Annotated in this window: 14 protein-coding genes and 1 pseudogene; all 15 read right to left on the minus strand. The window is 30.5% G+C overall.

The features are described 5' to 3' along the window. Positions 1-6: 6 nt before the first annotated feature. Positions 7-231: a hypothetical protein gene (locus D1003_RS10600; RefSeq protein WP_153936970.1), complete on the minus strand. Its 225-nt coding sequence runs from the start codon at positions 229-231 to the stop codon at positions 7-9. A gap of 38 nt (positions 232-269) precedes the next feature. Continuing rightward, positions 270-482: a hypothetical protein gene (locus tag D1003_RS10605; RefSeq protein WP_153936971.1), complete on the minus strand. Its 213-nt coding sequence runs from the start codon at positions 480-482 to the stop codon at positions 270-272. A gap of 65 nt (positions 483-547) precedes the next feature. Beyond that, positions 548-835, minus strand: a complete 288-nt coding sequence (locus D1003_RS10610; RefSeq protein ID WP_153936972.1) for a hypothetical protein — start codon at positions 833-835, stop codon at positions 548-550. Between the two features lie 17 nt (positions 836-852). Further along, a complete protein-coding gene (locus D1003_RS10615) occupies positions 853-1746 on the minus strand; it encodes a zincin-like metallopeptidase domain-containing protein (protein WP_153936973.1) in 894 nt (297 codons plus the stop codon). Positions 1747-1785: 39 nt separating this feature from the next. Continuing rightward, the gene (locus D1003_RS10620; RefSeq protein ID WP_153936974.1) at positions 1786-2037 is read right to left on the minus strand and encodes a hypothetical protein; all 252 of its coding nucleotides are present in this window, start codon (positions 2035-2037) and stop codon (positions 1786-1788) included. Between the two features lie 1077 nt (positions 2038-3114). After that, positions 3115-4176: a hypothetical protein gene (locus D1003_RS10625; protein ID WP_153936975.1), complete on the minus strand. Its 1062-nt coding sequence runs from the start codon at positions 4174-4176 to the stop codon at positions 3115-3117. Between the two features lie 104 nt (positions 4177-4280). After that, a complete protein-coding gene (locus tag D1003_RS10630) occupies positions 4281-4838 on the minus strand; it encodes a hypothetical protein (RefSeq protein WP_153936976.1) in 558 nt (185 codons plus the stop codon). Between the two features lie 2 nt (positions 4839-4840). Further along, positions 4841-5290 carry a hypothetical protein gene (locus D1003_RS10635; protein ID WP_153936977.1) on the minus strand — a complete coding sequence of 150 codons (450 nt, stop codon included), beginning with the start codon at positions 5288-5290 and terminating at the stop codon, positions 4841-4843. Between the two features lie 3 nt (positions 5291-5293). Continuing rightward, positions 5294-6043, minus strand: coding sequence for a ParA family protein (locus tag D1003_RS10640; protein ID WP_153936978.1), 750 nt, complete (start codon positions 6041-6043; stop codon positions 5294-5296). Between the two features lie 108 nt (positions 6044-6151). Continuing rightward, positions 6152-6742, minus strand: coding sequence for a hypothetical protein (locus D1003_RS10645; protein ID WP_153936979.1), 591 nt, complete (start codon positions 6740-6742; stop codon positions 6152-6154). Between the two features lie 427 nt (positions 6743-7169). After that, a pseudogene (locus D1003_RS10650) lies at positions 7170-7511 on the minus strand (hypothetical protein); the annotation flags it as partial. Positions 7512-7605: 94 nt separating this feature from the next. Beyond that, a complete protein-coding gene (locus D1003_RS10655; protein WP_153936980.1) occupies positions 7606-8424 on the minus strand; it encodes a hypothetical protein in 819 nt (272 codons plus the stop codon). 1106 nt (positions 8425-9530) lie between these two features. Beyond that, entirely contained in the window at positions 9531-9809 is a 279-nt protein-coding gene (locus tag D1003_RS10660) for a Txe/YoeB family addiction module toxin (protein WP_153936981.1), read from the minus strand. Continuing rightward, positions 9806-10039, minus strand: coding sequence for a hypothetical protein (locus D1003_RS10665; protein ID WP_153936982.1), 234 nt, complete (start codon positions 10037-10039; stop codon positions 9806-9808). The genes D1003_RS10660 and D1003_RS10665 overlap by 4 nt, the downstream gene beginning before the upstream one ends. Before the next feature lie 60 nt (positions 10040-10099). Next, complete coding sequence (locus D1003_RS10670; RefSeq protein ID WP_260393405.1) at positions 10100-10423, minus strand: single-stranded DNA-binding protein; 324 nt, start codon at positions 10421-10423, stop codon at positions 10100-10102. Positions 10424-10623 lie beyond the last annotated feature (200 nt).

Here is a 10623-nt window from a genome sequence, read left to right on the forward strand (position 1 = left end):
ACACCCCTAGGGGTGGTGGATAATTCCTTTTTCTACAAACTGATTATCTATATAAAGCTCAATTTCTCCTATTTTAAATCCCATTTGCTTTGTTGCAATATACTGGATATAATCTTTGTACTCTTGCCCTGCAAAATTTTGCATAGTTAAATTTTTAAAAATTACTTTTATACTTGTTTTATCTCCCTTTAAAATAACTTTTCCATTTTGATGTATTCTGTTGTCTTCCATTGTTTTTGGTTTTTACTTATTTTACACAAATATGTATTTTAAATAAAATCTTCAACGCATAATCCACTTAATGCGTGTTCAAAGTCTTTCAATGAACTAAGCAATGTTATTTTTTGACATTTGTTTGTTTTATCTCCTTTTTGAGGGATTAAATCAATTATTGAATAGGCTTTCGTAATAAGCCTATCCAACTCAATATATATTGTATTAAATTTTTTTTCTGCGGTTTCTATTTCAATATTTCTGTCCATATTTTTATTTACTTATTTTACTTAAATATGTTTTATATGTTTTTTAAACTACCCATAAAAGGAGGTTAGGCTGAGTAACACAAAGTAGTTAAATCAGATAATAATTTTAAGTTAATATTGGGGATAATTTCTATATCTTCTGAAGAATAATATTTTTCTCCCTCTTTTTCAATGAAATTATCTTTATTTTTTTTAAACCTTGTTTTTCCGTAAAATTTTATATAATCCTCTTTTTTGTAAAATGTATTACATTCAGTTATTACAAACTCTCCTGTAATATTTGGGATAGCTATTCTATCTTCTAGTAAATCATAAAAAACAGCTCCTGCAATAACTAATCTAGTATTATTCATAATTTTTTTAATAAATATTAAATGTTTTCTAAATATTTTTTTGCTTTTTTGCTTTCAGAGAAAGCCTTTCTAAGAACTTTACTAGGTGCTTCTGTATTATATTTTAGCCACCCTTTTAAATATCTTAATGAGTTTACAAATTCTCCTTTAATTCCAAATTGGAAACATAAAAGCATTGCACCCTGTTCCGCAACCAGTTCCTCAAAGGAATATTTTTCTTTTGAATTTTCTTCAATTCCTATTCTATTTAATCTGCTCTTATGCCCAGTCCAGTGTATTATTTCGTGAAAAATAGTAGAGTAATATTTTGATTTTGAAATAAATAATTCCTTTTTAGGTATATTTATATAGTCTAAAATAGGATTATAAAAAGCTACTGGACTTATTGAATATTTAAGGTTTAAACCTTTTTGTTTTAATTTAGAAATAAATTCCTCACTACTGTGTATTTCTTCATCTTCCTGCTCTGTTAAATCATTTACAGATAAATTTATTTCTTCTATATTTTCAATCCAATGAGAATTGAAAACCGTATAATTTTTAACAGTTACTATATGTTTTAATTTATCTAAATCTTCTTTGGATAAATTTTTAACCTTCTCATTAGGTACAATTTTATTAGTTTCTTTATCTCTAAAACTAACATTAAAAAATTCAATTATGCACCCTTTAGCCCCCTTTTTAAGTTTACCTCCTGCTTTTGAAATACTGTTAAATGTAGCATACTTTGAACTTGAAAAATCATTTATCAAAGTATCTAAATATAAAGCTAAAATATTAAAGCCCTTATAATTTTTACCAGTAAATAAATTAGTAGGAGCTTCTTTTACATAGTTTTCCCACTCACTTATTTTAACTTTTGAAATATTTTCTAAAATCTTTTCTATGAACTTGTCCTGTTTTTTTTCCATAATTTTATTTACTTATTTTACTTAAATATGTTTTTTATGCTAAAAAAAATATTTGCTTATTTTTTTAAAGTCTTGATAAGAGGTGTTTTTTACCGCCTCTGTAACAAGTATATTCAAAAGCTCTGTATCTCCAATATTTTCAATATTAAAATTTTTAATGCATCTAATAGCTTCTAAAAGGGCATAGGGTGGTATTTCACTAATAACTGAATTATAAAACCCTATGTACAAAGCAGAGTTTTCAGTAACACTTTTTTTAAGTTTCTTAATATATTTTTTTGTTTTTTTCATAGTCTTATTTACTTATTTTACACAAATATGTATTTTAAGTTTTTTAATCCTATTCTTTCGCTTATTGCTTTGGAGTAGGAAAATTGGCTTTTTCTCTGTTGTAAAGGAAATTGATAAAGGCAGAGAAAACCTTTCATTTTTTTAGGTGTTTTTGTAAATTTAAAAGAACGCTACGCTTTTTGCTTCGTGTGTGAGGTTTCGGCTTTTCTATGCCAACTGACGACAAAAATTTTTGGAAGAATAAAACTGCAATGAAATGGAAGCTAGAAATAAAATTAGGAGTGTCTGCTCGGCAACAAAACAAGCCCTGTAAGGGATAAAAAAAACTAAACGAAAAAAGTCCAATGAAGATAGTTTTATCCCTTACAGGGCGTGGATTTGTCCGAGTGTAGAAACCTTATTTTATTTTTTTGTTCTTACAACAATTTTTCCCTTTGCAACAGAAAAGCAAAAAACTCACACACGAAGTGAAAAGGGGGGCAAGGTTCTTTAATTTACGGAAATGCTTAAAAAAATGATTTAAGGTTTCTGCCTTTCTCAATGTCCTTACAACCTAAAAAAAAAATCAAATTTATTTTGAGGCTGTATCGCTAGGGCATCGGTAAGGAAAGACGGCCACAAAATAAATTTGTCCTTAGGGTAGGAAATGGATCAGTTATTTAGAAAGGGCTAAGGGTAGGGCAAATAACTAGATCCATTAAGCTAGGGCGAGAAAACGGATATAACTTACTCCAGCAGCTGGAGGAACGAAAGCAGCTGGAGTAAGTTATATTGGTTTTCCAAAAAAGGAGGGGAATATACCTGGTTCTTTTAAGTAAGGGCAAAGCATTGGAAAAGAACCAAGTATATTTGGAGGGGCTAAAGCTTTGGCGTAATTTTTGGTCAAAAATTATGACAAAGCGGACTTGATAATAGACTATCCAATGGTGGGGAATTGCAAGGGGATTGGTAGGCTATTATCTGTTTTATAAACTCTTTCCTATGGCTCAATTTTTGGGGATATATGAAAATTGAGCCGTAGGAATAGCCTTTTTTTATCGCACAAAAAAACCACCCCTAGGGGTGGTGTGAATACGATTATATTCTTGGGAAGCCGTGCGGAAATTTTTTGCCTATACTTGTCTTTAAATATTCCATTTCTATAAATTTTTGGTAGGTTTCTTTAAACCCAGTTCCTGTATATTGAGTAGCCTTTATTTTATTGGCTCTACAATATTTTATAAATTCCTTATAAGCATCGCTCAAAATAATACTCTCAATATTATTTTGCTCAATGATATGTTTTATTCCCTTGATTTCGTCGTTATTTAACTTGTGACGGTCTCTAAAATATCTCACTGTATATTTATTTTTTATTTTTTCCACCGTCTCCAAACTTAAATCTTCTTGATTTTTTATGTTTTTAAGAGAATAAGGTTTTATTATAATATTATCGCCCTCTATGGAGTAATTAAACGAAAGAGGAGAATATTTATCGAAGTTTGTTTTTATAGGTTTTAAAAAGTCTTTGCAAAGGTTTTTGCAGTTAGAATAATTTAAAGAATATCGTTTGTTTATTAAATCTCTGCTGATTTTAGTCCCCGTATTCTCAACTTTTGCTAACCAAAACCAAAAGATGATATGTTTGTTACTCTTTATTTTATATACAAGATTGTAAAGGGTTTCGTTGTAACTTGGTATGTGTACCAATTTTTCAACCCAATAGCTAGATATAAGAAAGTGAGTGTATCCTTTTTCTTCATTAAAAACATTACTAATTAGCCCCCCATAAGCACTTATTTTTCTTCCGTCAGAAGTAGTAAATTTGTACCAATCTTTTTTGAAATTTTCTAAAAATTCATACGCCTTTTTGACATGATACCCATTTGAAGATATAAGGCTGTTTTTTATTTTCATTTGAGCATAAGTATTATGTTCAGATGAAAAAGTATCTTCAAACAATTTTAATTGTGTTGGAGCTTTATCTGCTTGGAATTGCTCGTTTCTTAACATTGAAGCTATATTAAATATAATCCTCAGAGCATTGATTGGAATTTCAATCCCTTTATCAAATAGAAATTCATCTACAAAATTATTGCTAAGCCTAACAATTTCAGATGGTTTTATTTCTTTATATACTTTTTTTATCTTTTTTTCCATATTATTATTGCATTTTTTATGTGAAATTTTGTATCTTTGGGTCGCAAAGAAGATAAATCTATATTTATCCTAAGCTCTGCACCTCTTTGGGGTGTGGGGCTTTTTTATGGAAAGTTTAAACTAGGAAAAGTTCCTTGTCTTCCTTTTTTCAGAAATTTAGTTTTTTCAATTTCCATACTTTCGTCCTCTAATTCAATTTCATTAGAGGTTATTTGATGCCCTGCATTCAAATAATACTCATAAAGGGCTTTTTTCGCTTCTTTTATCATTTTATGATATAACCACTCGGAAATTAAAACAAAGTCGTTATTTCGCTCTAAAACCTGCCCATTTGCTATGAATAAATTTCTAGTTATAGTAAAGTTATTTCTTGAAAAAGGTAAGGTAATTACTATCCCTGTTCCTTTAGAACTTTCTATACTTGGAACAAAAACTTTCATAGCATCAATATACTTGTCCTCTATGGAATTATAATAAGTACCCAAAATTTCTTTCGTTTCTTTTCTGCGGACTGTGTAGAATATCCATTTTTGATTTGAACTAAATTTCTCGTTCAAAAATTGGTGAAATTTATACAGCCCTGTATTGATATTGTGATATTGCACAATATGCCCAGTAGATAACTTTACCACTGCCTCATATCTTTGTAACTTTGTTGCCATTGTTAGTTGTTTTTTTCGTAGGCTTGTGGGTATTCTTTTTTTAAAGATTTTACTACCAGTTCTATCAATTCTCCGATAGTGAAATCTACATTTTGTTTTGTATATATGATGTGATATAAAACATCATAAGTCATTTGATATAGACTGGGGTCTAAATCAACAGAACTTCTTTTAAAAACTTTTTTTGAAGCATTTTTAACACCTCTTTTCATTTTAAAAATTTTATGCCCAAAGGTTATTCCTTCGGACGCATAATTTTGGGCTAGTAGGTTAATTCCCACCTCCCAAACATCTGCAAAGGTATATTTTATATTTTTTTCATTTACCACTTTGTAATTTCTAAATTTTACAAAGTCATAAAAATCTTTTTCATAGAAAGTGAGGCATAATTTTATTTTTTTTTCTACCTTATCCTGTGCATTTTCAAATATATTAGTTCCAAATACTTCCATTTCTTAACCTATTTTATTCATTATTTCTTTTACTAAATTTTTGAAATCTATACTCGCCCTACTTTTAGGCGAAATTTCAAAAATGGTTTTTCCCTGTTTTTTCGCATTTTCAATATTGATGTCTTGTCGTATAAATGTTTTAAAGAAGTAATCTGCAGACTCTTCTTTAGCTTTTGCCATATAATCCTTAAAGCCCCTCGTGTTCGTAAGAACTTGGTTAAAAAAGAAACCTAGAAACTTTAGTTTTGGATTTTCTTTTGTTATTTTTATAATTGAAGGGAATAGCTTTTTTATTCCATTGATACTGTATTCTTCGGACAAAATGGGACATATAACATAGTCCGAAGCTAATAAAGCCATTTCTCCTAAAGTAAGATTACCCATTAAAGGTCTAGGAGGGCAATCTATAATGCAATAGTCGAAGTTGAAAGTATTATTGATAATCTCCAATCTTTCTTTTAAAAGATTTTTTTTATATTTATTTAAATATTCTTCTAAGTCATCATCTCCAGCTATTATAAAAATGTTCTCCCCTCTTTGGGTCATTCTGAAATTCCCCTCTCCGAGTAAAACATTTTTAATGGTATATGGATACTCATCTGCAATTTTGTATCCTTGTGATAAGTTTTTTTGACTGTCAAAATCTATTAAAAGTACCTTTTTACCCATTTCGGCAAAAGAAGCACCTAAATGGATAGAGGTCGTAGTTTTACCTACCCCTCCTTTTTGAGTTAATATTGATATTACTTTCATATTTATTTTTTATTTTTGTACCAACTTACCACATAATGGTAATGTTAATTTAGTGAATTGCTTTTCAAAATAGGCGACTTAATAGGTTAGGTCGCTTATTTTATTTTTTTATATTAGACAAATTTCATTGTCTATATTTGAATTTTCTGCTACATAGAAATTGGTACACAGCACCTCTCCTGTAGCAATATTCATTGCACCGAAGCGACATTTGGTTTTTAAAATTTTACAAAAAACTTTATCCTTTTTTTTTGTCAATCTTCCCATTTGTAAAATTTCATATTTCTTTATATCTATATCTGATATAGAAATAGCCTCCTCAGTTACTTCTCTAAAAAAAACCTTACAAGATACCCAATTCTTTTTTTGAAATTTTAAATCTTTTTTTTTAAAATTAACGAAATTTAAACCGTTCCAAAATCCTATATCAAAATAATCCTCTGAAAATAGTTCTTTTATCGTTTGTTTTAATTCTTCCGCAGAAAAATTTTTTAAAGAAAAGTGATGTTCTCCAAATATTCTATCAGCATTGGAAACAGAATGGTCACTTATTCGTATTTTCTCATTTTGATTTTGGATATAAAACGAAGTTCCAAAGTTAGTTTGAGAAACACTAACCATTGGATAGTCCCCTTTTATTTCTTTATCTTTTAAGACTTCCTCTACATATTTTCTCAATAGTGAAATTGATAAATCCATATTTAGTAAGTATTTTATGCAATTTTACTTTTTATATAAGTAAAATTTATTACCTTTGTAAGGTGGTAAAGTAAAAGGCACTCCTGCCACAATGAGCAGAAAGCCTCCATAGTTGCCACCTCTTTTATGAGGTGGCTTTTCTAGTGAATAACGTTCCGAAGTTATTCATTTTACTATAATTAACAGCAAAATTATTTGCTGCTTCTTTTTTTGAAATTCCTTCATAGAGATAAGTTTGCCCATCAGGCATTGTTATTTCTATTTTCACCCAACTATTTGGGCTTAATGATATAACTTCCACCAATTTGTATGATGGCGAAGCCCCATACTTTTTCTGACAATAAAGAACCAAAGAAGGAAAATCTTTGATTTCCACACGAACAGCTTTGTTAGTGTTGTGAATTTTGGGGTTTGTTTTTGAGGTGTATGTTTTAACATCTCTCAAACTGAAAGTACCACATAAAATTTCATCTGATTTCCCCTTAAATATATCTCCAGAAAATGTTTCGAGCTGGATTGATGATTTTTTTATACTTCCCCACCATTTTGAGTAAATAGTGAAGTTTTGGATTATATCATCTTCTTCTATCTTAAGATAGGAGTAGATTATTTCCATATACTTATCTTTATAAACAAGTATATGGGTAAATCCACTATCATCATCGGTGGTTTTTTCAGCACTCAGCTGAATTGCTGTTGCTTTTTTATTATTTAATAACCACTCTGCTATTTGTTCTGCTCTTAGGTTCGATAAATCTAAATCTTTCATTTTGATTATTTTTAAAATGTTAAACAAATTTACATATTTTACTTATTTTACACAAATATGTTTTTAAGTGTTTTATTTTTTTAATTCTACTTTTTCAAGAAAAGTCAATTTCTTGGCAGAATTTGGCTTTCATAAATGACTTGTATATCAAGTCAAATTCTTTAGTGCCTCTTTTGGTTTCGTAGATTTCTTCTCCCGCAAACCAATCCTCCCAATCTTCGGTGGTTTTTTCGTAACAACCTATTTTGATAGTTTTTTGGCTGTAAAAAATTTTCCACTTGGAAAATCCAACATTTTTATAAATGTCCTCTATAGTTCCATCTTCCCAAGTGCCTGAATACCAAAATCCACTTTTCCACAATCCGTTTCGCCAAAGACCGTCTTTCCATTTTCCCTCATACCAAGTTCCGTCCCACCAGTCTCCCTCATACCATATTCCGTTTCGCCAAAGACCGTCTTTCCAAGTCCCTTTTTTCCATTTTCCTCTTTCCCAAACCCCACTTTCCCAAACTCCACTTTCCCAAGTCCCTTTTTCCCAAGTGCCTGAATACCAAAATCCATCTCTCCAAGTCCCTGTTTTCCAAGTGCCTTTTTTCCATTTTCCGTCCCTCCAGTATCCTTCATACCAAAGTCCATCATACCAGTATCCATCATTCCACCACCCACTCCACCATATTCCTTTTTCCCAGTATCCAAAATGCCATTCCCCACGCTTCCATTCTCCATTTTCCCAAGTCCCTGAATTCCATATGCCATTGTGCCATATGCCATTGTGCCAAATAAAGTCGTCTCTTTTCATTGAAACGACCGCATCGGTGGTTTTAGCCTCTCTAAACCAATATGGCAGGAGTTCAAATTCAACATTAGATGTCAAGTTCGTATGATTTTCATTGTTGATTTTAAATTTTCTCATTACAGTTCGTTTTTAATTGTTAAACAAATTTATTTATTTTGTATATTTTACACAAATATGTATTTTAAGTAATTTATTTTTTTAATCCTATTCTTTCGCTTATTGCTTTGGAGTAGGAAAATTGGCTTTTTCTCTGTTGTAAAGGAAATTGATAAAGGCAGAGAAAACCTTTCATTTTTTTAGGTGTTTTTGTAAATTTAAAAGAACGCTACGCTTTTTGCTTCGTGTGTGAGGTTTCGGCTTTTCTATGCCAACTGACGACAAAAATTTTTGGAAGAATAAAACTGCAATGAAATGGAAGCTAGAAATAAAATTAGGAGTGTCTGCTCGGCAACAAAACAAGCCTTGTAAGGGATAAAAAAACTAAACGAAAAAAGTCCAATGAAGATAGTTTTATCCCTTACAGGGCGTGGATTTGTCCGAGTGTAGAAACCTTATTTTATTTTTTTGTTCTTACAACAATTTTTCCCTTTGCAACAGAAAAGCAAAAAACTCACACACGAAGTGAAAAGGGGGGCAAGGTTCTTTAATTTACGGAAATGCTTAAAAAAATGATTTAAGGTTTCTGCCTTTCTCAATGTCCTTACAACCTAAAAAAAAAAATCAAATTTATTTTGAGGCTGTATCGCTAGGGCATCGGTAAGGAAAGACGGCCACAAAATAAATTTGTCCTTAGGGTAGGAAATGGATCAGTTATTTAGAAAGGGCTAAGGGTAGGGCAAATAACTAGATCCATTAAGCTAGGGCGAGAAAACGGATATAACTTACTCCAGCAGCTGGAGGAACGAAAGCAGCTGGAGTAAGTTATATTGGTTTTCCAAAAAAGGAGGGGAATATACCTGGTTCTTTTAAGTAAGGGCAAAGCATTGGAAAAGAACCAAGTATATTTGGAGGGGCTAAAGCTTTGGCGTAATTTTTGGTCAAAAATTATGACAAAGCGGACTTGATAATAGACTATCCAATGGTGGGGAATTGCAAGGGGATTGGTAGGCTATTATCTGTTTTATAAACTCTTTCCTATGGCTCAATTTTTGGGGATATATGAAAATTGAGCCGTAGGAATAGCCTTTTTTTATCGCACAAAAAAACCACCCCTAGGGGTGGCTTTATTTATCATCATAATGACCGTATGCGGAGATAATAATCACAATAATTTTCTCATCTTCAACTTTATAGATAAGTCTATGTTTTTTTGATATTCTCCGAGAATATAACCCTGTTTTATTACCTTTCAACGGTTCAGGCTTTCCTATTCCTGTTGTCGGTGTTATTGAAATATCTTCAATTAAAGATATTGCTTTTTTGTAAGCTGTAGGCTCTGATTTCCTCAAATTATTTAAGTCTTTTTCCGCCTGTTCCGTTAAAACTATATTATAACTACTCATTTGGAAATATAATTTTGGAACTCTTTAAAAGTTTTAAACTCCTTTGATTTTCCGTTTTTATATTCCGTTAAACCATTATTTATTTTAGCATAGAACTCTTTTTTTGTCATCTTTGTAGGGTCTTTTTCCTCCACTTTTATAGATTTTGCTTTGAATTTTTTTAATATTTCCTCTAACAAGGGAATATCCGAAGTTTTTATTTCTGCTGTAATTATAGATGATGTATTCATAATTTTTATTTTTTCACAAAGTTAAAAAAAGGACGGCGATAAACCGCCCTTTTATTTATTTTAACATAATTCTATCTTCACTACCTGTACAGACATATTAACATAATCTGTACCATCTTTATTATTATGGTAAGCTGTTATTTTATTAGCTTCCACAATAATCTTTTTCCCTTTTTTAAGGTGTTCCAAAATTTTCGGTTCATCTGTACCTTTCTGCCATTTGGTACACTGGTAAAAAATAGTTTCATCAATATAATTTCCGTTACCATCTTTTTTTCCAGTGTTAAAATTTACTGCTAGAGTAAAATTTAACGCTGCATTCTCTCCATAAATTGTCATTGTTGCATCTGCGGTTAAGTGTCCGCTTAAAATAGCTGTAAACATAAGTAATTGATTTATTGGTTAAACAAATTTATTTATTTTGTATATTTTACACAAATATGTATTTTAAGTTTTTTAATCCTATTTTTTCGCTTATTGCTTTGGAGTAGGAAAATTGGCTTTTTCTCTGTTGTAAAGGAAATTGATAAAGGCAGAGAAAACCTTTCATTTTTTTAGGTGTTTTTGTAAATTTAAAAGAACGC

This window comes from Riemerella anatipestifer (assembly GCF_009663465.1).
Lineage (GTDB): Bacteria > Bacteroidota > Bacteroidia > Flavobacteriales > Weeksellaceae > Riemerella > Riemerella anatipestifer_C.